This is a genomic window from Nocardia sp. NPDC052112, assembly GCF_040680135.1.
In the GTDB taxonomy this organism is placed as follows: Bacteria; Actinomycetota; Actinomycetes; order Mycobacteriales; family Mycobacteriaceae; genus Nocardia.
In genome coordinates, this window is record NZ_JBFAWD010000001.1 from 334,915 (window position 1) to 360,909 (window position 25,995).

25 protein-coding genes are annotated in these 25,995 nt (G+C 66.7%); 24 read left to right on the forward strand and 1 reads right to left on the reverse strand.

Features of this window, described 5'->3' with window-relative positions:
* Window positions 1-13: 13 nt before the first annotated feature.
* From AB0L58_RS01565 to AB0L58_RS01595, 7 genes are all read left to right on the forward strand, one after another.
* Entirely contained in the window at window positions 14-514 is a 501-nt protein-coding gene (locus AB0L58_RS01565; RefSeq protein WP_364379194.1) for a helix-turn-helix domain-containing protein, read from the forward strand.
* Between the two features lie 68 nt (window positions 515-582).
* Window positions 583-1,848, forward strand: coding sequence for a hypothetical protein (locus tag AB0L58_RS01570; RefSeq protein ID WP_364379197.1), 1,266 nt, complete (start codon window positions 583-585; stop codon window positions 1,846-1,848).
* Between the two features lie 246 nt (window positions 1,849-2,094).
* Window positions 2,095-3,369, forward strand: a complete 1,275-nt coding sequence (locus AB0L58_RS01575) for a hypothetical protein (protein WP_364379200.1) — start codon at window positions 2,095-2,097, stop codon at window positions 3,367-3,369.
* Between the two features lie 72 nt (window positions 3,370-3,441).
* Window positions 3,442-3,807: a DUF4345 domain-containing protein gene (locus AB0L58_RS01580; RefSeq protein ID WP_364379203.1), complete on the forward strand. Its 366-nt coding sequence runs from the start codon at window positions 3,442-3,444 to the stop codon at window positions 3,805-3,807.
* 170 nt (window positions 3,808-3,977) lie between these two features.
* Window positions 3,978-4,265, forward strand: a complete 288-nt coding sequence (locus AB0L58_RS01585) for a hypothetical protein (protein ID WP_364379206.1) — start codon at window positions 3,978-3,980, stop codon at window positions 4,263-4,265.
* A gap of 107 nt (window positions 4,266-4,372) precedes the next feature.
* Entirely contained in the window at window positions 4,373-5,332 is a 960-nt protein-coding gene (locus tag AB0L58_RS01590) for an acyl-ACP desaturase (protein WP_364379208.1), read from the forward strand.
* Window positions 5,333-5,588: 256 nt separating this feature from the next.
* Entirely contained in the window at window positions 5,589-6,215 is a 627-nt protein-coding gene (locus AB0L58_RS01595) for an NUDIX hydrolase (RefSeq protein ID WP_364379211.1), read from the forward strand.
* A gap of 32 nt (window positions 6,216-6,247) precedes the next feature.
* On the opposite strand, the gene AB0L58_RS01600 is transcribed toward AB0L58_RS01595, so the two are convergent.
* Entirely contained in the window at window positions 6,248-6,580 is a 333-nt protein-coding gene (locus AB0L58_RS01600) for a YnfA family protein (RefSeq protein ID WP_364379214.1), read from the reverse strand.
* A gap of 258 nt (window positions 6,581-6,838) precedes the next feature.
* Between AB0L58_RS01600 and AB0L58_RS01605 the strand changes: the two genes are divergently transcribed.
* The 17 genes from AB0L58_RS01605 (at window position 6,839) to AB0L58_RS01685 (ending at window position 25,964) form a co-directional block, all read left to right on the forward strand.
* A complete protein-coding gene (locus tag AB0L58_RS01605; RefSeq protein ID WP_364379217.1) occupies window positions 6,839-7,810 on the forward strand; it encodes an alkaline phosphatase family protein in 972 nt (323 codons plus the stop codon).
* Between the two features lie 195 nt (window positions 7,811-8,005).
* Window positions 8,006-10,411 (forward strand): RelA/SpoT family protein, encoded by a 2,406-nt coding sequence (locus AB0L58_RS01610; RefSeq protein WP_364379220.1) that lies wholly within the window; start codon window positions 8,006-8,008, stop codon window positions 10,409-10,411.
* A gap of 340 nt (window positions 10,412-10,751) precedes the next feature.
* Window positions 10,752-12,380, forward strand: coding sequence for a cutinase family protein (locus tag AB0L58_RS01615; RefSeq protein ID WP_364379223.1), 1,629 nt, complete (start codon window positions 10,752-10,754; stop codon window positions 12,378-12,380).
* Window positions 12,381-12,431: 51 nt separating this feature from the next.
* Window positions 12,432-13,364, forward strand: a complete 933-nt coding sequence (locus AB0L58_RS01620) for a hypothetical protein (RefSeq protein ID WP_364379226.1) — start codon at window positions 12,432-12,434, stop codon at window positions 13,362-13,364.
* A gap of 19 nt (window positions 13,365-13,383) precedes the next feature.
* Window positions 13,384-14,259, forward strand: a complete 876-nt coding sequence (locus tag AB0L58_RS01625; RefSeq protein WP_364379229.1) for a hypothetical protein — start codon at window positions 13,384-13,386, stop codon at window positions 14,257-14,259.
* Complete coding sequence (locus tag AB0L58_RS01630; RefSeq protein WP_364379232.1) at window positions 14,256-14,897, forward strand: DUF6668 family protein; 642 nt, start codon at window positions 14,256-14,258, stop codon at window positions 14,895-14,897. Before AB0L58_RS01625 ends, AB0L58_RS01630 begins: the two co-directional genes overlap by 4 nt.
* A gap of 25 nt (window positions 14,898-14,922) precedes the next feature.
* The gene (locus AB0L58_RS01635) at window positions 14,923-15,219 is read left to right on the forward strand and encodes a hypothetical protein (protein ID WP_040692318.1); all 297 of its coding nucleotides are present in this window, start codon (window positions 14,923-14,925) and stop codon (window positions 15,217-15,219) included.
* Window positions 15,220-15,227: 8 nt separating this feature from the next.
* A complete protein-coding gene (locus AB0L58_RS01640; protein WP_245567243.1) occupies window positions 15,228-15,503 on the forward strand; it encodes a hypothetical protein in 276 nt (91 codons plus the stop codon).
* Window positions 15,504-15,610: 107 nt separating this feature from the next.
* The gene (locus AB0L58_RS01645) at window positions 15,611-16,216 is read left to right on the forward strand and encodes a hypothetical protein (protein WP_364379235.1); all 606 of its coding nucleotides are present in this window, start codon (window positions 15,611-15,613) and stop codon (window positions 16,214-16,216) included.
* Window positions 16,213-17,028 (forward strand): hypothetical protein, encoded by an 816-nt coding sequence (locus AB0L58_RS01650; RefSeq protein WP_364379238.1) that lies wholly within the window; start codon window positions 16,213-16,215, stop codon window positions 17,026-17,028. The genes AB0L58_RS01645 and AB0L58_RS01650 overlap by 4 nt, the downstream gene beginning before the upstream one ends.
* Window positions 17,022-17,873, forward strand: coding sequence for a hypothetical protein (locus tag AB0L58_RS01655; RefSeq protein WP_364379241.1), 852 nt, complete (start codon window positions 17,022-17,024; stop codon window positions 17,871-17,873). Before AB0L58_RS01650 ends, AB0L58_RS01655 begins: the two co-directional genes overlap by 7 nt.
* On the forward strand, window positions 17,867-19,351 hold the full coding sequence (locus tag AB0L58_RS01660; protein WP_364379244.1) for a hypothetical protein: 1,485 nt from the start codon (window positions 17,867-17,869) through the stop codon (window positions 19,349-19,351). The genes AB0L58_RS01655 and AB0L58_RS01660 overlap by 7 nt, the downstream gene beginning before the upstream one ends.
* Window positions 19,348-20,844 (forward strand): SCO6880 family protein, encoded by a 1,497-nt coding sequence (locus AB0L58_RS01665; RefSeq protein ID WP_364379247.1) that lies wholly within the window; start codon window positions 19,348-19,350, stop codon window positions 20,842-20,844. Before AB0L58_RS01660 ends, AB0L58_RS01665 begins: the two co-directional genes overlap by 4 nt.
* A gap of 7 nt (window positions 20,845-20,851) precedes the next feature.
* On the forward strand, window positions 20,852-23,155 hold the full coding sequence (locus AB0L58_RS01670) for a hypothetical protein (RefSeq protein WP_364379250.1): 2,304 nt from the start codon (window positions 20,852-20,854) through the stop codon (window positions 23,153-23,155).
* A gap of 52 nt (window positions 23,156-23,207) precedes the next feature.
* A complete protein-coding gene (locus AB0L58_RS01675; protein ID WP_040692310.1) occupies window positions 23,208-23,516 on the forward strand; it encodes a transposase in 309 nt (102 codons plus the stop codon).
* A 46-nt stretch (window positions 23,517-23,562) separates the two neighbouring features.
* Window positions 23,563-25,245: a peptidoglycan DD-metalloendopeptidase family protein gene (locus AB0L58_RS01680; protein WP_364379254.1), complete on the forward strand. Its 1,683-nt coding sequence runs from the start codon at window positions 23,563-23,565 to the stop codon at window positions 25,243-25,245.
* A gap of 161 nt (window positions 25,246-25,406) precedes the next feature.
* Window positions 25,407-25,964 carry a hypothetical protein gene (locus tag AB0L58_RS01685; RefSeq protein ID WP_364379257.1) on the forward strand — a complete coding sequence of 186 codons (558 nt, stop codon included), beginning with the start codon at window positions 25,407-25,409 and terminating at the stop codon, window positions 25,962-25,964.
* Window positions 25,965-25,995: the final 31 nt, after the last annotated feature.

The following is a 25,995-nucleotide window of genomic DNA, read 5'->3' on the forward strand; positions in this document are numbered from 1 at the left end:
CTAGGATGGGCGGGTGCCCAAAGCTGCCATGTCCGACATTGTGTGCTCGATCGCGCGAACGCTCGACGTGGTCGGGGAGCGGTGGACGCCGCTGATCCTGCGCGACCTGTTCGTCGGAGTGAACCGGTTCGAGGACATCCGCCGCGATCTGGGCATAGCCTCCAATGTCCTGACCGCGCGTCTGGATGCGTTGCGGCAGGATGGGATCGTCGAGGCCAGGGCGTACCAGACGAATCCGGTGCGCCACGAATATGTGCTCACCGAGCAGGGGCGCGATCTGTATCCGGTGCTCACCATGCTCATCTCGTGGGGTGATAAATGGCTCGCCGGGCCCGCGGGGCCGCCCGCGCTGGTCGTGCATCGCGATTGCGGGCATCCGACATCCGGGGTGGTGGTCTGCCGTGACTGCGGCGCGCCGCTCACCGCCGACAATGTGTACTGGCGGCACGGTCCCGGTGCGCAGCGCGGACCGGGAACCATGCTGATCGGCGATCATCTGGAATCGGCACCGTAGGTCCGCTCGGTAACGCAAGTGTTTCGCTCGAGTTGATCGACGTGCTCGGCTGCAGCATGATCAATCCGATGGATCCGGTGTTACGGGCGATAGCCGATATCGATTGGGCCGAACTGGAACATGCTTACGGCCCGGCGGCGGATGCCCCGGCGCACCTGCGGGCGCTGCTCGACGGCGACGCCGAAGCCTGTATCGACGCGGTCGGCTACCTCGACGCCGCGCTATTGCATCAGGGCAGTGTGTACTCCGCGACCGCGCCGTTCGTCGCGATCGTGGCCGAACTGCTGGCGCGCCCGCATACCGTGATGAAGGTCGAGGACATACTGCCGTGGGATCCCGGCCCGCGACCGTTGCGGGTCGCGCTGCTGGACTACCTCGAGGTCTTCGCGCTGGGGTGTTGTTCGGGAATCTCCGATGAGCAGCTGTATGCCGAGGCCTATCCACCCGGCCGCACCGAGGAGGATCTGCAGCGCGTCAAAGCGAATCGGCGTGCCGGACTGCTGGAACTGGGGCCTGATCCGGCGAATGCCCTGCTGGTGGAACATGTTCCGACGCCGCCGGGTTTGCTGGCGGCCATCGATGACCACGTATTCCGCGCGGCGATGCGGGCCAGGGATGAGATCGCCTGTCGCGCGGTCGTGCCCGGCGTGATCGATGCGGTCGAGCCGCTGGTCGACGATCCGGATGTGGCGGTGCGCATGGCAGCGCTGCGGGCGCTGATCGAACTCACCGCGCATCCGGTCCATGCCGACAAGCGGGTCGTGCTGTTGCAGCGGCTGGACGAGATCGCGCCGGCCATGTCGGATCCGGTCGAACGAGCCACCGCCGCGCGGATTTCCGGCCTCAATGGTGGTCGTCCGGAACAACTTCTCGCCGATGTGCATCCCGGCGTGCGCACCTGCGCCGCGCTGGCGCCCGCATTCGCCGCCGAGCAGCGCGCCACCGATGAACTGCTGGCCGCGCTGGAGCATCCGGAGCTCATCGATCGGTGGTTCGATCGCCATCTGCCCGGACAGGACGGCTGGCTCCGCCACGATGTCATTCGTGAACTCGTCAGCCGGGTCGATGATTTCGAGACGCTCTTGCCCGCCGCGATCGAGGCGGCGTGGGCGGCCAATCCGAGCACCGTGCACTACGACTGTATCTCCTTCCTGCACAGAGCCTTTCCGGATCGGATCGGTGTCGGATCGGAGCTGTCCGCCGCCCAGTTGTCGTTCCTCGCGGTACTGGTGGAGATCGATGATCTCTGGCAGCTCGGCCAACTCGAACGCTGGCTCGATACGGCAGGCCTGCCCGGCGGGCGAGACGGCTGTCGTCGGCTCGTCGAGCAGTAGCCGTCAGTCCAGCTGGGCCACCAGCCTTTTCGGCCCGACCTCCCGGTGTGCGTGGTGAATGATCTCGGTGCTCTCCGTCCGATCGGGATCACACCGATCCAGCCGCGGTGCCCGATTTACGGCCGCTCCCTGCTCTCGGGCAGTGCCAGGCAGATCGCCCGGGTCCGCATCACCGGGTCCACGTCGGCAGTGTAGGTGTAGGGTCCTGACTTTCGCCGCCGGAACGCGGACAGAGGATGTGTATCCATGGGAATCGAGTTGCACGCGGCGGGGGTAAGCCGCGCGCCCACCGCGGACTTCCTCGATCAGGTGGGGGAGTGGTTGCGGACCGGCCCCGCCGGTGCGCGGGTCGGCTGGACCGCCACGTCCGCGCCGTTGCGGAAATCGGTGGAGATCTCCGGAGATCGCCTGCTGGCGGTGTTGCATCCGGCGGCCGAACCGGTCGATCTGCGTGCGGCACACGGTCAGGTGGTGGTGAGCGCGGGTTGTGCGTCGGCCGGTCCCGGCTACCACCGGCATGTCGCGGCGGTGCTGCACGAAATGGGGCGGCGATTCGACATCGTGTGGGACGAGGGGACCGAGGATCCGCTCGGGTTGGGCGATGACCGCGCCGAGGTCGAACGCGATTATCTGGTGTGGATTCGCAGTCTCGCGGAGACGGTGCTGACCGAGGTGCCGGCGGAGGGCGCCTGGGTTTCGATCGGATTGTCGCTCGGCAGTGACCGTTTCGACTACGACGGGCTGGCCGCGAGTTGGTTGGGGCCGCGCGATCGCGACTGGTTCCGGTCCGTACGCGATGGCGACGAGGCGGCCGCGCGCGCATTCTTCCCGTGGTGGGAGGACGGGTGGACCGCACCCACGATTCGCAATACCGCGATGGGCATCATGTGGAACGACGTGCGCTGGCGAGCGCCGTCGGATGCCGATGACATGCCCGCACTGCACCAGGCCGATGCACTGCTGGCCGAGGCGCACCGGCTGGACGCTGCGCTGGAGCTGCCGTGGGCGGCTTGGCACGAATTACGGTTGCTGCTGGCGGGTGCTTCTGGCGCGACCGCGGCGGGTGCGCCCGCCGATCTGCCCGCGCGGGCCGCCACCGCGGTCCCGGTGCCGCTCGGCTACCGCCGACGCCCGGTGCACACGACACCGATATCCGGGTGGAGCTTGCAGATTCCCGGCGATTTCACCTACGGCTGGGACGGTGATCGGTGGTGGGCCTGGGATGGCACCCGCCAGATCGAGATCACCATCCTGCACGTCGGCGATTCGAAAACCGGGCCGCCGCCGGCCGCGATGCTGCAATACGGTGCCAACGCGACCGCGGGTCATCGCGGCGAACCAGTCAGCGGCGGGCCCGGTGACGGATGGTGGTTGCCCTCGGAGGACGGTGCCGAGGTGGGTGTGCAGGGGATCGCCAGTCGCCGCAACGGTGAATTGCTGCTGGTCACGATCAGTGTTCCCGGGACGCAACTGGATTGGGCGATCGAGGCTTGGCGCTCGCTGCGCTACAACGGGGATTGACCGCACGTTTGTGGAAGCGGTTACCCGCTCTGGCCGAGCAAGCTGGCCTTCCGACTCGAACAGGAGGTTCCCTTGGCAATTGCGGTCGATATTGTCGTCGGCGTGTTCTTCCTCGCGATGGGTGTGTATGCCCTCGCGGCTCCCGCGGCGCTGATCAGCCCCTTCGGCATTCGTCTCGAGCAAGCCGAGGCGCGCTACGAGGTCCGTGCCGTCTATGGCGGGTTCGGTCTCGCGATGGCGGCGATGCTGGCGGTCGCGGCAACCAACGACGGGGCCCTGCGTACCGGAATCATGGTCACCATCGGTGTCGCACTGGGTGGCATGGCATTCGGCCGCATCGCATCCGCGGTGCTCGATGACCGAACTGCCTTCTATCCCAACTGGTTCTACTGCATTGTCGAGACGGTCGGCGCGGTGGCTCTGGTCTCGACCGCCTGAGCCCGTCGCGGGACAGTCACTCGTACCCGGTCGGCCTCACGTTCCGTGGCTCTCCTGTGGCTGGGCCAGCGGAAACAGGATCGGGCTCAGCAGGTACGGCGCGCGAGCTCCGGTCGCCGCGTTGGACAGCCGGGGGACCCTTCGACGCTGATTTGACGACGGGCTCGAACATGCCGCTCACGGATATTGCCTGGGGTTGGCCAGCCCCGGTATCGCGTCTCGACAAGGTCGCCCATACGCATGCCGGTGCGGTCGCGGGGCTGGAATCCTTCACCATGACCGATGCATGCCTGCCACACGCGGTCGCTGCCGTGCAGGCGCTGCGCGAGCACCCGGTCGTCGATGCGGATCGGGTCTGCTGGATCGCGACCTCGATGTACAGCGGACCCGCAGCGTCACTGTTCGTCACGCCGTCCGCGGTGATACCGGATCGGTCCATTTTCGCGATTAGCCAGTAGTGAGCCGTTGTGTCTCCGGCGAGCGAATTCGTCGCAGGGGATTTCGACGGACCGGCAATCGGGGCACCCTGGAAGAGAGCCCCTGATCCGATGACAGGAATCCGATCGTGACACGAACGTTGACACAGCTGGAGTTGCTGACCGAACTCGAACCCGTTGCCGAACAAAATCTCAACCGTCACCTATCGATGGCCAAGGACTGGCACCCGCACGAGTACGTGCCGTGGGATCAAGGCCGCAATTTCGCCGAGATGGGCGGAATCGACTGGGAGCCAGCGCAATCCCAGTTGAGTGAACTGGCCAGGGCCGCGATGGTGACCAATCTGCTGACCGAGGACAATCTGCCGTCCTATCACCGACTGATCGCCGAAGCCTTCTCCCAGGACGGCGCCTGGGGTACCTGGGTAGGGCGGTGGACCGCCGAGGAGAACCGGCACGGGACCGTCATGCGCGACTATCTCGTCGTCACTCGTGGCGTGGACCCGGTGGCTCTGGAACATGACCGGATGGACTGCATGACCACCGGGGTGCTGCACCCGACGGGCGTGGACGACCACGGATTCCTGCCCGGTATCGCCTACGTGACGTTCCAGGAGTTGGCGACCAGGGTCAGTCACCGCAATACCGGCCGGGTCTGCAATGACGCGGTCGCCGACCGGATGCTGCAGCGCATTGCCGCCGACGAGAACCTGCACATGGTCTTCTACCGCAACCTGTGCGGTGCTGCCATCGACCTGGCCCCTGATCAAGCGCTGGCAGCGATCTCCGTGATCATCCGCAACTTCCAGATGCCGGGCGCGGGCATGCCGAACTGGCGTCGCAATAGCGTGTTGATGGCCAAACACGGCATCTACGATCTGCGCCAGCACCTCGAGGAGGTCATCACGCCGGTGCTGCGCAAGTGGAATATCTTCGAGCGCAACGACTTCGGTGCCCGTGGCGAACAAGCCCGCGAGGAGCTCGGCCTATTTCTGGAGCAGCTGGGCAAGGATGTGCTCAAGTTCGAGGAGCAGCGCGACCGGGCACTGGCGCGTGAAGCGCGCAAGCGCGAGCGGCAAGGAGCCTGAGCAGGTCCGGTTAGCTCGCTGATCTTGGTCCTGACCAGCGGATTCTTGACGAAGCCTAGTTTTAGTCTTCTGAACTAAAACGCGGCTCGCGAGAGGAAGTGCTGACATGGGATACGGACAGACGGGATGCACTCGAGTGAACCGGCGCGGCGACCGGCGTGTATTCGCGCGACCGCACCGCTGCGCAACGGGACACGGTGGCTCGACGGTGTGCCACTCCGTGTGGACCGCCCGGGGTGGGGCAGGATGGGCTGGCGTGGAGCAATCCGTGGTTTCGGTTGATGTGGTGGCATTGCGGTTCTGGGCCGACGATGCCGGGGTGACTGTGGGGATCGCACCGCGGGAGATGGCGCCGTTCACCGGGCGGTTGGCATTGCCGGGGGTGCTGCTCGGGCGGGGGGAGCGGTTGGTCTCGGCGGCGCGGCGGGCTGTGTACACCAAGTTGGGCGTGCCGGAGTCCGCGATCGGGGCAGTCGGGCAATTGGTGACCTTCGACGAGCCGAACCGCGACCCGCGCGGGCCGACGCTGTCCATTGCCATGTGGGCGGTGATCGGGCCACACGATGGCCCCGCGCAGTGGGTTTCGTTCGATGCGGTACCCGAATTGGCCTTCGACCACAATCGCATCGTCGATGCCGCGCGTGCGCTGTTGGCCCGTCTGCTCTGGAAGGATATGGCTTTCACCAGAGCGCTGACCGGTGACGAATTCCCGGCGACCCGTGCAGTCGAACTCAGCTCCAGTGTCCTCGGCGCTCGCCCCGACCCGGCGAACCTGAACCGCACCCTGGCCGCCATCCCCGGCTTGGAACGCACCACCGAACGCCGTCGCGTCAAGGCCACCGGCCGCCCCGCCGCCGTCTGGGCCTTCGCCGCCGACGAATAGCCCACCGCACCAATGCCTTCCGTGCGACATGGTCAGCCGCGTGGGGCGTACATGATGACAGCCACGCCGAGCAGGCAGAGCGTGGCGCCGAGATAGTCCCAGCGGTCGGGGTGGAATTTGTCGACGATCATGCCCCAGGCGAGCGAGCCCGCCACGAAGACGCCACCGTAGGCGGCCAGGATGCGGCCGAAGTTCGGGTCCGGCTGGAAGGTGGCGACGAACCCGTAGGCGCCGAGTGCCAGTACGCCGGCGCCGATCCAGAGCAGGCCGCGATGTTCACGCCAGCCCTGCCAGACCAGCCAGGCCCCGCCGATCTCGGCGAGTGCGGCAAGGGCGAACAGCAGCAGCGACCGGGCGATCGTCATGCGGTAGAAAATACCCTCGGGTCCGCGGCGAGACCCGGTGCACCTCGTGGATCTTCGGCGGCTCACCGACCGGCGTGTCGATCGGTTTCTGTTCACCTCCCGGATACGCATCCGTGAACAGTGTGAATAGCTATCGGCTATCGACAGTTCAGTGGTTGTTCAGCAAGGCGACCGGCGATGGCGAGGCTGATGAAACGTCCATGAACACTCACTCGGTGCGCTACCGAAGGGGCCCTGTCGTACCGGATCGTTCGGGATATGAGCGCGCGAACCGCAGCGACCACGTACCTCGCACGCAGGCAACTGTTCTCCGGCGCCGTTGCCGTGGCGGCCGTTTCGACCGCACTCGCCGCCGGCCGCGCGCGGGCCGCCACCCATGCCGACAAGGTCGTCCTCATCGGACTCGACGGCACGATGTACCGCAAGATCGAGGAGGTGCGCGCGCCGAACCTGTTGCGGCTCAGCGCCGAAGGCACCCTCGGCCGCACCTCCATCGCGCCGCACGTCACCATCTCCGGCCCGTCCTGGGCGACCGTGCTCACCGGCGTCTGGGGCAGCAAACACGGCATTACCGACAACAACTTCGACGCCACCCCGTTCGCGAAATATCCGACGGTCTTCACCCGCCTGGAACGCCACGATCCGACCCTGAAAACCCAGTCCATCGCCACCTGGGATCAGATCGCCACCATGACGGCCAGCGGTGATCCGCGCGCCGACGTCGTCATCTCCACCCCGCTCATCCCCGATGACGACAACGAAAGCGCCACCGACGCCGCCACCACCGACAGCGTCGTCACCGCCGTCACCAAATACGCCCCCGACTTCCTCTTCACCCATCTCGACCAGGTCGACCGCGCCGGTCACCAGCACGGCGGCGCGTCCGGTGAGTACCGCGACGCCATCACCCGCATCGACGCACTCGTCGGCCGCATAGTCGCGGCTGTGGACGCCCGCGCCCGCGCCAACTCCGCCGAACGCTGGACCATCCTGGTCACCACCGACCACGGCCACCGGCCCAGGGGCGGCCACGGCGGTCAAACCCCCGACGAGACAAGCAGTTTCGTCATCGCCCGCGGCCCGAACTTCCTCGCGGGCGCGACCAGTTCCAGCTTCTCTCTCGTCGATATCACCCCGACCGTGCTGGATATCTTCAACGCCCCCCTCGACCCGGACTTCGACGGCCGATCCCGCCTCCGTCAGCCCGTCGAACCCTTTACCAGCAGATAGGGGGCACTTTTCGCAGGTTGGCGTTCGTTAACCCCGCAGACGATCCGGGCGCCGCGATTCATCCGCGCACAAGGGGCATTTCCGACTCGGCAACCTCGGGTCGGGCAGGTGACCTGCGCTCGGACTAAAGTTGTGGTCTGGGCGGTTGCAGCGTTCGGCTACTGTGGTCCGATCGCGGCGCGGAGAGGTGGTGGCATGACTCAGCATCTGGGCGAGGCGAATGTCGAGCAATCGGCGGGCGCCCCGCAGTCGAATGGTGCGGCCACCCCGGCTGTGACGACGCCGAAACCGCAGCCGAGCGGCGACGCCGTACCGGTGCGGCAGCCGGGGACCGCGGCGGCGGTCCCGACCTCCGCCTCGCGGCGGGTGCGCGCCCGCCTGGCCCGGCGCATGACCGGCCAGCGCGGTATCGCGGCGGTCAAACCGGTGCTCGAACCGCTGGCCAGCGTGCACCGCGAGCTGTATCCGAAGGCGAATCTCACGCTGCTGCAGCGCGCCTTCGACGTGGCCGACGAGCGCCACGCCCACCAGTTCCGCAAGTCCGGTGACCCTTACATCACCCATCCGCTCGCGGTGGCCAATATCCTCGCCGAGCTCGGCATGGACACCACCACGCTGGTCGCGGCGCTGCTGCACGACACCGTGGAGGACACCGGCTATTCGCTCGAACAGCTGACCGAGGATTTCGGCGCCGAGGTCGCGCATCTGGTCGACGGCGTCACCAAACTCGACAAGGTCAACCTGGGTGCCGCCGCCGAGGCCGAGACCATCCGCAAGATGATCATCGCCATGGCGCGCGATCCGCGCGTGCTGGTGATCAAGGTGGCCGATCGCCTGCACAACATGCGCACCATGCGCTTCCTGCCCCCGGAGAAGCAGGCGAAGAAGGCCAAGGAAACCCTCGAGGTGATCGCGCCGCTGGCGCACCGCCTCGGTATGGCCACGGTCAAATGGGAGCTGGAGGACCTCGCGTTCGCGATCCTGCACCCGAAGAAGTACGACGAGATCGTGCGCCTGGTCGCCGATCGCGCGCCATCGCGCGATACCTACCTGGCGCGGGTACGCGCGGAGATCGTGAATACACTTGCGGCGTCGCGGATCAACGCGATCGTCGAGGGGCGCCCGAAGCACTACTGGTCGATTTACCAGAAGATGATCGTCAAGGGTAAGGACTTCGACGATATCCACGACCTGGTCGGCATCCGCATACTGTGTGACGAGGTGCGCGACTGCTATGCGGCGGTCGGTGTGGTGCATTCGCTGTGGCAGCCGATGGCGGGCCGATTCAAGGACTACATCGCCCAGCCGCGCTATGGGGTCTACCAGTCGCTGCACACCACGGTCGTCGGTCCCGACGGTAAGCCGCTGGAAGTGCAGATCCGCACCCAGGACATGCACCGCACCGCCGAATTCGGCATCGCCGCGCACTGGCGCTACAAGGAGACCCGCGGCAAGCATTCCAACGACTCCACCGAAGTCGACGATATGGCGTGGATGCGTCAGCTGCTCGACTGGCAGCGGGAGGCCGCCGACCCGGCCGAATTCTTGGAGTCGTTGCGCTTCGACCTGAAGTCACCGGAGATCTTCGTATTCACCCCGAAGGGTGATGTGATCACGTTGCCGCAGAAGTCGACTCCGGTCGATTTCGCGTACGCCGTGCATACCGAGGTCGGGCACCGCTGCATCGGGGCGCGGGTCAACGGCCGCCTGGTCGCACTGGAGCGTCAGCTCGAAAACGGTGAGGTCGTCGAGGTATTCACCTCGAAGGCACAGAACGCCGGACCCAGCCGCGACTGGCAGAACTTCGTGGTCTCGCCGCGCGCCAAGGCCAAAATCCGGCAGTGGTTCGCCAAGGAACGCCGCGAAGAGGCCCTGGAAAGCGGTAAGGAGCAGATCTCCAAGGAGGTCCGCCGCGTCGGGCTGCCACTGCAGCGATTGATGAGCGTGGACGCGATGACCGCCGTCGCGCACGAACTGCATTACACCGATATCTCCACGCTTTACACCGCCGTCGGCGAGCATCAGGTGTCCGCGCATCACGTCGTGCAGCGGTTGATGGCGCAGCTCGGTGGCATCGGTGATGTGGAGAACGAGCTCGCCGAGCGCTCCACCCCGTCGACGACGCCGAGCCGGCAGCGCGTGACCGGTGACGCCGGGGTGCTGATCCCCGGTGCTTCGGGCACGGTGGCCAAGCTCGCCAAGTGCTGCACCCCGGTTCCCGGTGACGAGATCATGGGCTTCGTGACCCGCGGCGGTGCGGTCAGCGTGCACCGCACCGACTGCACCAACGCCGGTTCGCTGCGCGAACAGGCCGAGCGCATCATCGACGTGGAGTGGGCGCCATCGCCGTCCTCGGTCTTCCTGGTCGCCATTCAGATCGAGGCACTCGACCGCACCCGGCTGCTCTCGGATGTGACCAAGGTGCTGGCCGATGAGAAGGTGAATATCCTGTCCGCTTCGGTCGCCACGCACGGTGACCGGGTCGCGATCAGCAAGTTCACCTTCGAGATGGGCGATCCCAAACATCTCGGCCACTTGCTGAATGTGGTGCGCAATGTGGAGGGCGTCTACGACGTCTACCGGGTGACCTCGGCCACCTAGACCGCTGCGTCAACCGCGCTGGACACGAGGCATCGGCGCACGCTGCTGGGCAACCTGCCGTTGCGGTTGCGTGTCCGCGCGGTTCGGTGATCCGCCGGAATGCGATGTCCAGGTTGATGATTCGAATCATCGAAGGGTCGCCGACGGGTTGCGGGACGATTTTCGTCGCCGGAAACTTGTCGGATATTCCACGATGGCGCGCCGTGAGCTGCCATGCGCCACTCGGCGGTTCGCGCAAACTTTTCGTCGCAGCCGCAGTAGGAGCCGGAATCTGTTACGGTCTATTGCGTTTCATGGCGTTTAGGTTAGCTGCGGCAACACGAATTGATTGCGGATGGCTATGGTGAGCTACACGGCACGGATCTCGGGAATGCTGATCGCATTCGCCGTTGCTGTGGCGACCGCAGGGACCGCCGTGGCGGAACCGTCCGATTCCGCGGGTCCGACGACGAACATCACGATCGGAACCTGTCCGGCACTGTACGCCTTGGGAATTCAGGGCACCGGCGAATCGTCACCGGATGCCGCGCCGACCACCGATACCGGCATGCTCTCCACGGTTTTCCTGCCGATGCTCGCCAAGGCCGATCCCGGTCTGGTCGACCGCGCCTATGTCCCATACGAATCCGGCTTCGGTGGCGCTACCGTCGGTGGCACGGTGTCCTATGCGGAGTCGGTGATCGGCGGACTGATCCGGCTGCGCTCGATGGCCCAGGATGTCGCGGCCCGCTGCACCGGGACCCGCTTCGCGATCGTGGGTTATTCGCAAGGCGCGCATGTGGCCTCGATGTTCGCCCAGGAGGTCGGCCAGGGCCACGGCGTGATACCGCCGGAGAAGGTCGCAGCGGTGGCACTGTTCGCCGATCCGACCCGCAATTCCGGTGCCCCGCTGTTTCCCGGCTCGCCGGGCAAGGCGACCCCGGATCCCGCGCCGGGCACATCGGGGGACCGGATCGCATCCATCGCGGCACTGCCACAGGAGCCCGCGCGCGGTGGCGGTATCGGTCCGGAACGCGATAAGGCCCCCAACTTCGCCGCGCTGACCGGACGTGTCGCGAGTTTCTGTGCCGCAGGCGATCTCGCGTGCGATGCGCCCGAGGGCGCGCCGATCCTCAAAGCCGTGGCGTCCATCGCTGGTCAGTCCGAACTGAGCGGTGGCGATCCGATCGCGTCACTGGTGTCGATTTCCCAGGCGCTGGCGTATACATCGATCAAGACCGCGACCGAAGTCGTCGACGAAGACGTCCAGGGCAACACTCTCGCGAATTTGTCTATTTCACCGAAGAAGTCGATTTCGCAGCGTCTTGCCGATGCCGCCGATCCGCGCACGCCGGTGAATATGCCCGCGGCACTGCATGCGTTGTCGAAGGTCGGCATGATCGGATTGAACGCGGTCGTGGCGGTGGTCAAGTCGGTTATCAATTCGGCCGATATCAGCCAACTCGCCACCGCGGGTCTAACCGATCCGGTCTCCGGAATCCTGCTGTTCGGTACGAAATTGCTGGGTGCGATTCCGCAGCTGGTGCCGCCCACGACCGGTGCCCGGCTGGTCGGCCAGGCCTTCGACGCGGTCGTGCAGAACATCACCGATAACAGCGAACTGCTCAATCTGACCACCTGGGTGCGATATTGGGATACCGTGCAGCGCCACGGCGCATACAGCACGGCCGCGGTCACCGCCACCGGTGACGCGCCCACTCGATTCGTCGCCGACTGGTTTGCCGCGGTGGCATACGATCTGGCCGATAAATTCGGCAGCGGAGCTGTGCCTATCGGTGATAGCTCGAAATCGAGCACTGGATTCTTCGGAGAAAGTTCCGGCGCGTCGACTACGCCGAATTCGTCCGGTACGGGACAATTTCCGTTCGGGACAGGAGCCGATGGCACCTCATCCGGCGGCGCGACGTCGACTCCGCCCACCGTGGTACCCGGCACCCTGAACAACACCTACCCGTTCTCCACGAACTGATCGCAGAGAGGGTCCGATTATGTACGTGCCTCGCTCTGTGGGAATGGGGGAATGTTGAAGTCGTACAAACAGCTGTCGCGCTGGTACGGCACACTGGAGCCGGAGACCGAGGTGGTGGCCTCGCAGCCCGACGAGCCGGGATTGCGCGAACCCGGTGACGAGGACGGTGCGCCCCGGTATCCGCACTACATTCGCGAAGAGGATCCCGACGAGATGCGTGCGCGCAACGAGGTGCCCGCCGATCTGGCGTCCAACCGCAGCGAATTCACCGGTGGGTGGTCGGATTGGGTGGCCGGACGCGCCCCCGGTCCCGACGACGACTACGTCGTTCCGCGTGACGGTGAACTTGTACGGTTCCCGTGGCCGGAGGACGACTACGCCGACGTTCCGCGCGAACGGTCCGAACGCGCGACGCGCGCGCTGCGTCAGGAGGCGCGCGATCATCCGGCCGCGCGCCGGACTCGGGTGATCGTGGTGCTCGTCGTGGCCGTACTGCTGTTGGCCGCGGCCGCCGCGGGCGCGCTGTTCCTCCTGCGCTCGTCCGGTGATCGCGCCGCCGCGCCGGTCGTGCCCTCCATGCAATTCACCGCGGGCAGTGTCCAATCCCGTGGCATCGCCGATTGCCCGACCGAACGTGGTGACCGCGTCGTGCGCAGCGCCGAATCCGGTGGCACGGGCTCCGGGCCGGACGCCATCCTGGCATTCCAATACGCCTACTACGTCGAACGCTCCGGTGAGCAGGTCCGGGCGCTGGTCGCACCGGATTCGAATATCTCCTCGGCCACGGTGATTCAGCACGGCATCGACACCATTCCGCTTGGCACCACGCATTGCGTGCGAATCCAGACGATCACCGACAACCGGTATTCGGTCGAGATCACCGAGTACCGACCCGGCGGCGCGCCCGCCACGTACAACATGCAGACCGTGACCACGGCGGTGGTCGACGGCCGGACGCTCATTTCGAGTATCGCGGTCGGATGAACAGGGAGAGCTGATAGCGATGGGAGACGACTGGAGCCGCTGGCTCGATGAGGCGCCCGATTCGGGTGACCCATCGGACCGGCACGCGCCTTCGAAGGCTCCGGTGGTGCGTCTGCGGCGTAAGCGCGGTGACAACGACGCCGCGGAACCGGCGCAGCGTTCGATTCTGGTGGTCGGTGGCTGTGGTGGTGCGGGAACCACGACCACGGCATTGGGTTTGGCCGGTGAACTCGGTATGACGGGCACCTCGACGGTCGCGGTGGACGCCACGGCGGCGGGTAGCGATCTGGCGCTGCGCGGGGCCGATGAACACCTGCATCCGATCAGCCTCCAATCGTGGTTGTACGGGCGCGGCGACGATGAACCGGCGCCGTTGAAGGAGTGTCTGTCGCAGGCGAGTTCGGGCATCGGACTGCTGTGGCGCGACGCCGCGCCGCTGCGGCGGCGTGCCACATATCTCACAGTCGCGCGCGCGATCTATGACGCCGGGTACACCGCTGTCTACGACGGCGGCAACCCGATTGCCGGACGGCAGCTGCGGCCCCTGCTGGATGACGCGGATGTCGCTCTGATACTTGCCATTCCGGCGCGGGCCGATGCCGCGAATCGGCTGCGGGTGACCCTGGAATGGCTCGACGACCAGTTCGGCGACTCGGCAGAGGGGCAGGGCGGCGGTATCGTCGGCGATACCACAATCGTTGTCTCGCACCAGCTTCCTGGCGCGGACTCGCATGTTGCCGACCATTTGCGCGAACACCTTTCCGGCTGGGTCCGCGATATCAGGGAAATTCCCTACGATCCGCATCTGGCACGCGGTGAACTCGTTCGCCACGCGTCGCTGGCTTCGGAGACGCGCCGGGCTTATGGGCGGCTGCTCGCCGGAGTGGCATCATGACGGCCGCCATGAAACTTCGTCGTCAGTCCCAAGCCGCCCAGGCCGGTGTGGTCGCCCCACCGGAGTCTCGTCGCGCGCCCATTTGGGACCGTCCCGTACCCGGCGTCGGCCGGGCGCCGCTGTGTTGGCTGCTGGGTGTGCACGGCGGTGCCGGAGCCAGCACCCTCGCACGGGTGCTTGCGCCCGCGGCCGATGCGGGCCGCCGCTGGCCCGGCGTCTTCGACCGCGAGTCACCCTTCGTCGTCCTGGTGGCCAGGGAGACCATCGCCGGACTCACCCGCGCACATGACCTACTGCGCCAACATCATTCGGGATTCGCAGGTTCCAGTGAGGTCCTCGGACTGATCACCGTCGCGGCCCGCCCCGGCCGTATGCCTGCCGAGATCCGCCGCTATCGCGATGTGGTCGGCTCCCTGGCCGGTCAGGTGTGGCAGGTCCCGTGGTACGAGGAGTGGACCCTCGTCGAACCGGAGAGCCTGCCGATCTGGCACCCGGGCGACGAGGTGCCGCCGAAGAAGAAAAGGATCGACCCGCTCGAGGAAGTTCCGCTGGAGATCCGCGAACTCGGAGCCGATATCGTTGCGGTCGTGCGTGAAAACCTGGACAGCAGCGCATCTTTCGAGGAGGGCCACCGTTGACCATCACTACCAAGAAAGGCAGCCGATGAGCATGATTCTGCTCGCCGTGCAGGACACGTACGGCACTGTGCTGGCTCAGGTCGGTAACCCGACACCGGAGGCGCCTCCTGGCTCGGAGAAGATCCTGCAGCTGGTCCGCTACCTCACCTGGTTCGTGTTGCTTTCCGGTATCTGCGGAATCACCTACGCGGGTGGCAAATTCGCGTGGGAGAAGTGGACCGGTGGTGGGCTCGAATCGCCGAAGATGGTGGCCGGAGCCATGATCGGCGGCGTCGTCGCGACGAGCGCGGGCACCATCATGAACGCCGTCATCGGAACCTGATGTACCCGATGGCCACCGTGCGAATGTCGGCGGCGGAACTGCTTGCCTACAAGCAGATGCCCGCCGAAGTGCTGCAACCGCTGATGCAGCTGCTGAACTGGCTGCTCTGGTTCGTGCTGCTGGTGTGCCTGGCGTGGATGATCGTCTCCGCCGGCCGCCTGTGGATCGCGTTCCGGAGCGATCTGGCGATGAACGACGCCTCGCACGGCGTATTGATGAGTCTGCTCGGGGCGGCGGTGGCGAGCACGGCCTCGGGGATCGCGTTGGCGTTCCTGCCGACGTGAACCGGGATGGAAACGGCCCTGGGATGATTTCCACACCGCTGGCGACTGCTTGCAGGTCGCGCGAAATTGTCGAGCCGCGGGAACGGCCTGGCGGGTGGCGGCGCGGCATGCGCAAGCCCGCGGCCGGTGCGTTCGGCGCTGCCCTGCTGCTGTCCGCGGTCGGCTGCGGCGGCGGTGACGGCGATTCCGGCCCGAACCTGACGGCCGCACCGACGCACGTGCGGTGGCAGCCGTTCCAGGGCGTCGCACTGCCGAGCGCCGACCAGGGGCCGAAGCGAATATCCGACGGCGCCGCAACGGGTTTCGAGCGTTCCCCGATCGGTGCGGCGCTGGCGGCGATCGTGCACACGGTGCGACTGTCGGTGGCCGCCGACAGCCAATGGGCGGACATCGTGCGCCGAGAGGTGGTGCCGAGCAAGGCCAGAGACGAGTGGGCGGTCAACCGGATCCAGCTCTCGATCGCCGGTCCGGCCGCGCCGGAATACGCGCCGAGAGTGCTCGGGTACAAGATCACCGGGTACACCGATGCGGCCTCGGCCGTAGACGTCTATACCGAATATTCGGACAATTCGAAGGCGGTGAATCACACCACAGTCGAATGGTTCGGCAACGACTGGAGATTACGGCTGCCGGATCTCGACTCGACTGCCCGCCCCATCGAGGCGGTCGATGAATTGCCCACGGACATAGTGAAATTGGAGGCACCGAAGTGAGCGAGAAGGAGTCGTACACGCGCGATCGCGTCTCCTTCGGTGTCATCGCGTCCGCTGCCGCGCTGGTGCTGATCGTGGTCGTCGGCATCTTCGTATACGTGAGCCGGGACGACTCGGCTTCGGGCGGTGACAAGGCCGCCGCCGCGGCGAACTCCGGCGGTGAGGGCTTCGCGACCCCCGAAGTGGATATTCTCGGCAGGCGCGTCGATATCCCGAACAACCCTGCCGGACAACCACTTCCACAGGATCCGACCCGGCAGCGCAAGCCATCGGATGGGGACTGGCTGACCGCGGCGCCTGAGGGCACCACCGCACCACACGGCTGGCAGCGGGTCTACGGCGCCTCGGTCCCGTTCTCCACTTCCGACGGACCGACCCACATCGAAGACGGTCTCGCCGTCGGGTACTCGCACACACCGCAGGGCGCGGTGCTCGCGGCGGCCCAGATCACCTACCGCCTCAACGCCCGCCCCGCCGACCGCGACCTCTATGTCCGCCAGGTCCGCGTCTCGGCCCAGCAGATCGCCGCCTACGACAAGGCCCTGTCCCAGGACAAACTTCCGCGACAGCAGCCGGAAAAGGTGACCAAGTATTTCGTTGCCTCGGATGCGTTCAAGGTCGAGAACTACGCGGATGATCTGGCGATAATCCAGCTGGCGTCGCGCGGTCAGTCGGCCGATGGGAAGCCGCTGTGGGTGGCTCTGCGACTGGTCATGGTGTGGGATGCGGGGGACTGGCGGCTCAAGCCCGCCACCACCAACAACACGCAGCCCGAGTACGTCGAATCCCTGAACGGGTGGACGAAATGGTGAGGTTGGGGCCCGGATCGGGTCCGGCGCAGAACCGCTCGCCACTGGCGATGCTCGGCGTCAGCGCGGTGCTCGCGGTGGTCGTCGCGGTCCTGGTGACCGTGATCGCCATGCGGGACAACACCGTTGGCGGCGACCAGGTGTCGAAGACGGGCACGAGCTCGGAGAATGTGCCCGATACCGCCGCGTCCGGTTTCGGCAACCCGGAAACCGATATGTTCGGCCGCCGAGTCGATGTGCCCGATAACGGCACCGGCGTTGCGCTGGAACAGAATCCGGCGCTGCAGCAGCAGCCGGACGCACCGACCTGGCAGACCGCTGCGCCGCAGCCCGCGAGCGGCCAAGGCGTGTGGCAGCGCGTATTCGGCGGGCCTGTGGTGCGCTTCTCCACCTCCGACGGCCCGGCGCGCATCGATGGCAAGGCCGCCGTCGGCTTCGCACATACACCTCGGGGCGCGGCCCTGGCGGCCGAACAGATCTACTGGCGCACCAACGCCAACCCCCGTGATCGCGATCTGCTTTTGCGGCTGGTCGAGGTCACCCCGCAATACCTGGCCGACTACGACCGACTCGTGGCCGAGGGCAGAGTCTCGGATCGACTGCCGGACAAGTTGAGACCCTTGCTGTTCGCTTCGGATGCGTTCCGAATCGAGAGCTATACCGCAGATTCCGCGACCATCCAGTTTGCGAGAAAGGCCCGAGAAACAACTGATGGCCAACCAACATGGGTCGGCATGCGCCTGGCAGTCATGTGGCGCGACGGTGACTGGAAGCTCACGGCCGTGAGCGGACAGCAGCAAGTCCAGATCGATTCCCTGCCAAGCATCGAGGGGTGGACACAATGGTGAGGCGTGTACTCACGATATTCGCGGTCATCTTCACGGTGATGATCGCGACGCCGACGGTGGCCTACGGCCAGAGTTACGGCTTCGACGAGACGTGTAATGAACTGCACGACACTCTCGACAACGTAGGGCTGCCGGGCGTTTCGCTCGGTGACGCCGCGTCTGCGGTATGCAAGGCGGGCAATGTCGCCTCGCATCCGGGCAGCACCGCGAACGCGATCAAGGACAAGGCCTGGGATTCGACCTTCGGCAAGGTCGTCGATTCGCTGATGAACGGTCTCGGCGAGGCCATCATCCTCGCGCTGACGTTCTGGATGAAGGTCCCCAACGAGGCGGCCAGCGATTCGGGTTCGTTGTTCGTCAAGATCAACGACTACACCTATCAGGCGCAGATATTGCTGCTCATAGCGTCGGTGATACTGTCCGGCGCCAGATTGGCCGAGGCGAGACGCGGCGCCGCCATGAACGAGGCGGCCGAATCGTTCCGCATGTTCACGCGGGTGGTTTTCAGCTCCTGGATGCTCGGCGCGGTCATCGTCGCGGGCACCCAGGCCTCGGATCGCTTCTCCGAGTGGATCATCAACGATTCGACCAATGGCAATGCCAAGGATCTGGCCGAGCTGATGGTGAAAACCAGCAAGCTGCAGGCATTTTCGCCGGGTCTGGTGCTGATCATCGCGATCGTCGGGCTGCTCGGCGCGCTGGCGCAGATCGTGCTCGCCATCGTGCGTCAGGGCCTGCTGATCATCGCGGCCGGTGTGTTGCCGTTGGCGGCGGCCGCATCCGGGATGAATATCGGCAAACAGTCGTATCAGAAGCTGATCGGCTGGATCATCGCGTTCATGCTCTGGAAGCCGGTGGCCGCCATCGTCTATATGATCGCGTTCACCACCGCGGGCCATGTGGATTCGCTCACCGATACCGGCGGACTGCCCGAAGGCGAACAGGCGCAACGGATGCTCGTCGCCATCGTGCTGCTGTGCAGTGTCGCGTTCGTGCTGCCCGCGCTGATGCGGTTGGTCACGCCCGCCGTCGCGATCGTGGGTAGCGGTGGCTCCGGTCTCACCGCGACCGGTGGAACCTTGCTCGCGGTAGGCGCTTTGGGTGCGATGGGCACCAAGGCCGTCTCGGTCAAGGGCGCCGCGCCGGGTTCGGCGGGTTACGTCGGTGGCACCTCGACAGGTCCGCGCCCACCGGGAGGCGCGGGCGGTCCACGCGGTGGCGGTGGCGCGCCGCGCCCGGCCCCGCCACGCGGTGGCGGTGGTGGCGGCGGAGCACCAGCGGGCGCACCTCCGCGCGCCTCCGTCCCACAGGGCGGGTCCGGAGTACCGTCCGGTGCGTCGAGGGCGGCGGGTGCGATCGGCGTGGCCCGCGCGGCGACCGCGCCGCTGAACCGAGCCGATGAAGCCATGGGTGATGTGGCGGGCGACCGCTGGGCGAACCGTTCGCCCGACCTCGGGAGGAGCACCATTCCGCGATGACGATGACGACGAGCGATATCTACGAGCGCCGGGCGTACGGTCTGTGGCAGAAGCCGCGCAGCGCAGGCCTTTTCGGTCTGCGCTGGGAAGAGACCGTCATCGGCTTCGTCGTCGTGATCACGGCCCTGATCTGCGCCATGGTCGGCGGTTTCAAGTGGGGTCTGATCGTGGGTGGCACCGGCGTTGTCGTGATGGTTCCACTGGTGTGGCGGACGGGGGGCCGCTCCGGATACGAGAACGGATTGATGATGTTCAACTGGATGCGCTCACGCAACCGCGGCGAGCATGTGTATCGCGGTGGCCGGTTCTCGCGGATTCCGGGCGGTGTCACGCGCCTACCCGGTCTGCTTGCGCCGTCGAAACTCTACGAGGGCATCGATGCGGGCGGCTACAGCTTCGGCATGATCCACCTACCGCAATTCGCCCAGTACACAGTGGTTCTGCGGGCATGGCCACAGGGGCACGAGGCGGTGGACCAGCCGGTCATCGACCGCTGGGTGTCGGCCTGGGGCACCTTCCTCGCCTCGGTCGGCCAGACCAGTGACATCGTCGCCGTCGTCCCGGTGATCGATACCGTGCCCGAGACCGGCAACCGGCTGCTCACCGAGGTTTCCACCATTACCCGTCCAGAGGCGCCGGAGCTGGCGCAGCAGGTGATGTACGAACTCGCCACCGAGTTGCCGCAGGAACGGGTGCAACTGCTGCCGCGCGTCGCGATCACCTTCAAGGCGACTACCGCGGAGCGGCGCAGGAATCCGGCCGAGGAGGCGGTCGAGATCGGGCGCAGGCTCCCCGGCATCTGTGCCGCACTGGCCGAGGCCGGCGTGCGTGCCCAGCCGATGTCGGCCGATGAGGTCATCTCGTTCATCCGGCGCAGCTACGATCCGGCCTCACAGGCCGATCTCGAGGTCGCCGCGGGCGAACCCGAAGGGCACGGTCTGGATTGGGCCGATGCCGGACCGGTTTCGCACGACGAGAAGTGGGATCACCTGGTGCACGACGGTGGCCGCTCGGTCACCTGGGAGATGGATGCCGCACCCGAGGGCGCGGTGGATGAGCGAGTGCTGCAGCGGCTGCTCGCGCCGAATCCCGAAGTGCCGCGCAAGCGTATCGCCATCGTGTACCGTCCGCATTCGGCGGCCGACGCGGCCGAAATCGTCGACGACGATTTCAAGAACGCCTTGGTGGCCCAGCAGAGCGAACGCGGTGTCGTCTCGGCGGCCGCGACCCTGCGGGTGGGCGCCACCCAGCAAGCCCGTGAGGAACAAGCCCGGGGTCATGGTGTGACCCGCTTCGGGGCGCTGGTGACCATCACCGAGCCCCTGCGCGGTGATCTGCCGCGCATCGAAGCCATTACTCGCGATCTGTCCACACAGGCGCGGTTGAAGATCCGGCGGTGCTACCGCTACCAGGCGGCGGCCTTCGCGGCCTCGCTCGGCTGCGGGGTGATCCTGCCGGAGCACGCGACAATTCCGAAAGCCTTGGCGGGGTGAGCAATACATGGCAGGTGAGTACGAGCCACCCGTGCGCGAGCGGGACGAGGTGCCGGTGCGCCGCAAGCGGCGCCCGGAGGACGCGGCATGGGAGCGGCCTGCGGAAGAACGCGCTCAGCGGTCCGCCGGGGGCCGGGTCGAGCGCTCTGGCATCGAGGAGATGCCCGACCGGGATCGGCGCTCCGGGCGAGGCCCGGCACGGGTGAGCGGCGGCGAGCGGACCGGCATCGGCGAAACGTTCGATCGGGAGCGGCGACCGTCGCGCGATGCGGCCGAGCGACGGGCGCGACCCGGCGCCGCAGCCGCGGACGGTGGCCGTGCCGATCGGCCGCATCCGGACCGCGGCCGTGCCAGGTTCGAAAACGGCCGGGGTGAACGGACTTCGGCCGAGCGTGGACGTCCAGACGGCGCCAGGACCGCTCGACCGCGTGATGGCGCACCGCAACGATCGGTACGGGGGAAACGCGTGGCACGACCGGAACGCAACGGCTCGCGGACGAGTCGCGAGGCACAGCGCGCGGCCAAGATCGACTACACCGCCGACCGCGCTATGGGCACCCCGCAGATGGATAAGGCCGCTCGTCGCGCAAAGGCCAGGTCGGACAAGCGCAAACAGTCCGGTCCACCGCTGCTCGACGATGCGACCAGGGCCAAACTCGAACAGATCAGCCGTGAGGGCACCGGCCTGCGTGCGGCCTTCGCGACCTTCCGGGTCCGCACCGACGATATCCGCCGCCGCAACTATGCGGCCCGTGCCGAACAGGTCTTCGAGGACGGGTTCGACCGCAGCACAGCGCAACTCACCGATCGCGGCTATCTGGGTCCCGGCGGCGGCCGGATGAATGTTGTGGGCCGCCCGGTCGAATACCGGGCCACTACCGCTCAGGTGGCCGGTCTGTGGCCGTGGTCGGTCGGCGCGGGTGCGCCGCTGATCGGGACCCCGCTCGGTTCACATCTGCATACCGGCGCCCCGGTCTGCTTCGACCCGATGAACTGGTTCCTGCGCGGCAGCTTCATCACCGCGCCCAGCCTCTTCGTCCTGGGGCTCAATGGCTTCGGTAAATCCTCGCTGGTGCGCCGGATCGTGCTCGGCGGTATCGCACAGGGCATCACCCCGCTGATCCTGGCCGACGTGAAACCGGACTACCGCAAGTTGGTCGAACTGGTCGGTGGCCAGGTGATCGACCTCGGTTACGGCCACGGCAAACTCAACCCGCTCGCCGCCGGTGTGCTCGGCTCGGTCGTGCCGATGCTGGACGATTTTCCGGCACTGCAACTTCAGGTGTTGCAGGATCTACGCGCCCGCCAGGTTACGCTCATCGCCGGTCTGGTCGAACTCGTACGCGGCGCGCGGGTGCGTGACTACGAGGAGACACTGATCTCCACCGCACTGCGCATCCTCTACCGGCCGGGCAGCGGCTACACGCCCGACCAACCGCCCATCATGGAGAACCTGCTGGAGGTAATCGTCGCCGGTGGTGACGAATTGCAACTCGACGCCGGTGCCGACGATCCGAACGAATACCAGGTGGCCATCAAGGGTCTGCGCCGCTCGCTGCGCGCCTTGACTCAGGGCCCGTTCGGCGCGATCTTCAACGGGCAGACCAGCGTTCCGATCGATACCAGCGCGGTCGCGGTATGCATCGACGTATCCCACATCCCCACCGGCGACAAGAAGCTCAAGGCCGCCGTGATGCTGGCCTGCTGGGCCGACGGTTTCGCCTCGGTGGAGGCCGCGCATGTGCTCGCCGATGCGAAACTCGGCCAGCAGCGCTATTTCCAGGTGGTAATGGACGAGCTGTGGCAGGTGCTCGGCCTCGGTGACTTCATGGTCGACCGGGTCGACGAGCTGACTCGTCTGCAGCGCACCATCGCCACCGCGCTGATCATGATCAGCCACACCATCAAGGACCTGCAAGCACTGGGATCGGAAGCCGCCATCGCGAAGGCGCTCGGCTTTCTCGAACGCGCGCGCGCCAAGATATTCGGCGCGCTGCCCGGCGAGGAGATCAAGCGCCTGGACAGCGTGGTTCCGTTCACATCCGCCGAGGAGGAGATGGTGACCGGATGGTCCGCACCGCAGGCGCTGACGGGCGAGGCACTCAAACCTGGTCAGCTGCGCCCGTCGCCGCCGGGCACCGGAAAATTCCTGCTGAAGATCGGTGAGGATCGCCGTCCCGGCATCCCGTTCCATATGGAATTCACCCTGTCCGAGAAGGAGAGTGGGATCCACGAAACCAACCAGCGCTTCTCCGAGTTCACCGAGTCGACTTCGCGCGGTGGCGATTCCCCCAGTGGGAGTGCCGCATGAGGTGGCTCGAACTGTTATCGAGACCGGCGGACCGCTGTGGGAGGTGGGGTGCATGATGCCGCACCGGTCCTATCGGAGGGTGTCGCCGGAAGTGCGCAAGGCCGCGGTCGAGCAGGTCATTGCGCTCACCGGCAAGCTACGCAGCGAATCGGAGGCGTGCCGGGTGGTCGCCGAGCAGATCGGCGTGCATACCAACTCGGTGCGCAACTGGGTCCGCGCCGCCGAGGGACCGAGTCTGGAGCGCCTGGACGCGACGGCGCTGCGCCGCAAAGTCGCACTGTTACAACAACAACTGGCCGCCGCCGCGGAGATGAACCGCACTCTGGCCGACACTCTCAACGAATCCCGGCGGCAAACGTGAATCTCCTGGGTTCGGCCCGCGGTCGTTCGGCGCTGCCGGGGATGCGGTGACCGGGCGTTCGGTCCTTTACCTGGCCCTGGCGAGCGTACTCGGTTTGATGACCCTGGTCGTGGTCATCGTGATGCCCGCCGTGGACGACGCCTGTGAGGGCTCCTCGGTGCTCGTATCGTCGAGTGTGCTGGCGCCGCTCGGCGGCTACGCGCCGGGTGATTCCCGGGTCGCGGGCACGCCGATGCCCACGAGTACCACCGGCAATCCGACTGCTACCCGAGCCCGTTCGACCGCCACCGGTGCACCGTCGCTGGCCGCGGGCATCGGTCCGATCCGCCGGACGCTGCCGTTGGCCGCGGGTACCTTCACCGTGTCGGACGTATTCGGCGCGCGCGGTGGCACCCATAAGGGTGTCGACTTCGCCGCGGCCGATGGCACCACCATCTACTCGGTCTCCGACGGACGTGTCGTGGCCGCCGGTCCCGCTTCGGGTTTCGGCAACTGGATCGTCGTCGATTCGGTCGATACCAACGGCCGCGCCTATTCGGCCGTCTACGGCCATATGTGGGACAGTGGCGTGCACGTGCGCGTCGGCGATACGGTCGTTGCGGGTCAGCCCATCGCACAGGTCGGCTCGGCGGGCGAATCCAGCGGCCCGCACCTGCACTTCGAGATCGTGCCGGGCGGACGCTTCACCGGCGGTCGGCAGATCGACCCGCTGCCCTGGCTCGACGGGGCACCGACCCCGGATGTCGGTGGTGCGCAGGCCTTCTCGTCCGATCCGCGCTGTAATCGCGGCTTCGGCACCCCGGGCGGTGCGCTGGCCGCGGGTAAGGTGCCGCAGGAACTCGAAATCTGGTATCGCCGCGCGGGTTCCATCTGCCCGCAGATCACCCCGTCGCTGCTGGCCGCACAGGGCAGGCAGGAGTCCGGATTCCGGCGCGGCGCCGCGTCGCCCGCGGGTGCGCAGGGTCTGGCCCAGTTCCTGCCCGGCACGGCGGCCAGTATCGATCCCGATGACGGTAAGCCCTATGTCATCGATGCCGATGGCAACGGCGTCGCGAGCGTTTGGGATGACGGTGACGCGATCATCGGTCAGGGCCGCTATATGTGCGCGCTCGCGCACAAGATCATGGCGTGGGAGTCCGCGGGCCGCGTACAGGGCGATGTCGTCGCGCTGACCCTGGCCGCCTACAACGCAGGAGAGGGTGCGGTACTCGCCTCCGGCGGTATGCCGAACCAGGTGGCCGCACACTATGCCGAAACCCAGCCCTACGTCGCGAATATCCTTGCGATGGAACCGCAATATCGTGCGCAGGGCTCCAATGGCCGCTTCACCCCGCAGGAGGGTGCGGGTGGCGTTCAGGTCGTCCAGGCCGCGCAGCAGTGGCTCGGTACCCCCTATGTCTGGGGTGGCGGCGGCCCGCAGGGGCCGAGCGGCGGCGGTATGGACGGTCCAGGCTTGACTTCGGCCGCGGTGTTCGCGGCATCGTCGGGGACGGTGACGCTGCCGCGGACCGCCGAACAGCAGTGGGAGGCGGGCCTCGAAGTCCCACTGAGCAAGCTGCAACCCGGTGATCTGGTGTTCAGCTCATTCGGCCCGCGCGGCCCCGCCGAGGTCGGAATCTATTCCGGCAGTGGCCGCATGATCCAATCCGTGCCCGCCGCATACGGGCATTCCAGTGGCGTGACCGAGGTCGCGGTGCCGGGTGACGGCCGCGGGAGGAGGGTGCTGTGACGACAACCGCAACCGCGGCAGGCGAACACGCCGAAGCACGTGCGTCGATTGGACCACACAAGTGTCGGTTCCGGCGGCTAGCCTTGAATAATACGGCGGCGCGAGCGACGGACCCGGAAGCGGTAGCGGCGCGTGACCACGAAGGAGCCCGCGAACGTCGCATGTCAGACACTGCACGCGCGAAACTGGTGGTGATGCTGGTGGTGAGCGTTGCGATGTTGGGTGCGGGGTGCGCCAGCTCGGATCGGGAGTCGGGTTCCGGTGCACCGCAGCCGCCCGCGTCCACGACCCGATTGCTGGAGGGGGTGCCCGCACCCGATCCGGTGACGCCCGACGGCGTCGCGGTGGCCGCGCTGAAGGAGATCTACTCCTGGCAGCCCGCCACCGAGGCCCAGGGCGCGTCGCTGTCGCGTGCGCGGAAATGGTTGGGCCCCAGCCTGATCCGTATGTTGGATAGCACGCCGACCGGAATCGAGACACCGAAGGCGACGCTGCAGTGGGCGGACTGGGCCAAGGCGCAGGCACATATCGAGGCCTTCGCCTTCGCGTCGGGGGAGCGCCCGCCCGCGAGCGCCGATCCGAACATCCAACAGTTCAAGATCGGGATCGAGCAAACGGTCGTCTACCCGAACGGGCGCAAGGAATCCCTGCCGCCCACGACGGTCATCGCGACCGTGGTGCGCATGTCGGAAGGTTGGCGGCTCGATGCTTTCCGCTGAATCCGCACCAGCGACAACCACATAGCTAGGT

Excerpts from the sequence above, each read along its gene's own strand:
- AB0L58_RS01570 (WP_364379197.1), top strand. The coding sequence starts at position 583 with ATGGATCCGGTGTTACGGGCGATAGCCGATATCGATTGGGCCGAACTG.
- AB0L58_RS01575 (WP_364379200.1), top strand. The coding sequence starts at position 2,095 with ATGGGAATCGAGTTGCACGCGGCGGGGGTAAGCCGCGCGCCCACCGCG.
- AB0L58_RS01585 (WP_364379206.1), top strand. The coding sequence starts at position 3,978 with ATGCCGCTCACGGATATTGCCTGGGGTTGGCCAGCCCCGGTATCGCGT.
- AB0L58_RS01600 (WP_364379214.1), bottom strand. The coding sequence starts at position 6,580 with ATGACGATCGCCCGGTCGCTGCTGCTGTTCGCCCTTGCCGCACTCGCC.
- AB0L58_RS01605 (WP_364379217.1), top strand. The coding sequence starts at position 6,839 with ATGAGCGCGCGAACCGCAGCGACCACGTACCTCGCACGCAGGCAACTG.
- AB0L58_RS01610 (WP_364379220.1), top strand. The coding sequence starts at position 8,006 with ATGACTCAGCATCTGGGCGAGGCGAATGTCGAGCAATCGGCGGGCGCC.
- AB0L58_RS01615 (WP_364379223.1), top strand. The coding sequence starts at position 10,752 with ATGGTGAGCTACACGGCACGGATCTCGGGAATGCTGATCGCATTCGCC.
- AB0L58_RS01620 (WP_364379226.1), top strand. The coding sequence starts at position 12,432 with ATGTTGAAGTCGTACAAACAGCTGTCGCGCTGGTACGGCACACTGGAG.
- AB0L58_RS01625 (WP_364379229.1), top strand. The coding sequence starts at position 13,384 with ATGGGAGACGACTGGAGCCGCTGGCTCGATGAGGCGCCCGATTCGGGT.
- AB0L58_RS01630 (WP_364379232.1), top strand. The coding sequence starts at position 14,256 with ATGACGGCCGCCATGAAACTTCGTCGTCAGTCCCAAGCCGCCCAGGCC.
- AB0L58_RS01635 (WP_040692318.1), top strand. The coding sequence starts at position 14,923 with ATGAGCATGATTCTGCTCGCCGTGCAGGACACGTACGGCACTGTGCTG.
- AB0L58_RS01640 (WP_245567243.1), top strand. The coding sequence starts at position 15,228 with ATGGCCACCGTGCGAATGTCGGCGGCGGAACTGCTTGCCTACAAGCAG.
- AB0L58_RS01645 (WP_364379235.1), top strand. The coding sequence starts at position 15,611 with ATGCGCAAGCCCGCGGCCGGTGCGTTCGGCGCTGCCCTGCTGCTGTCC.
- AB0L58_RS01655 (WP_364379241.1), top strand. The coding sequence starts at position 17,022 with ATGGTGAGGTTGGGGCCCGGATCGGGTCCGGCGCAGAACCGCTCGCCA.
- AB0L58_RS01660 (WP_364379244.1), top strand. The coding sequence starts at position 17,867 with ATGGTGAGGCGTGTACTCACGATATTCGCGGTCATCTTCACGGTGATG.
- AB0L58_RS01665 (WP_364379247.1), top strand. The coding sequence starts at position 19,348 with ATGACGATGACGACGAGCGATATCTACGAGCGCCGGGCGTACGGTCTG.
- AB0L58_RS01670 (WP_364379250.1), top strand. The coding sequence starts at position 20,852 with ATGGCAGGTGAGTACGAGCCACCCGTGCGCGAGCGGGACGAGGTGCCG.
- AB0L58_RS01675 (WP_040692310.1), top strand. The coding sequence starts at position 23,208 with ATGATGCCGCACCGGTCCTATCGGAGGGTGTCGCCGGAAGTGCGCAAG.
- AB0L58_RS01685 (WP_364379257.1), top strand. The coding sequence starts at position 25,407 with ATGTCAGACACTGCACGCGCGAAACTGGTGGTGATGCTGGTGGTGAGC.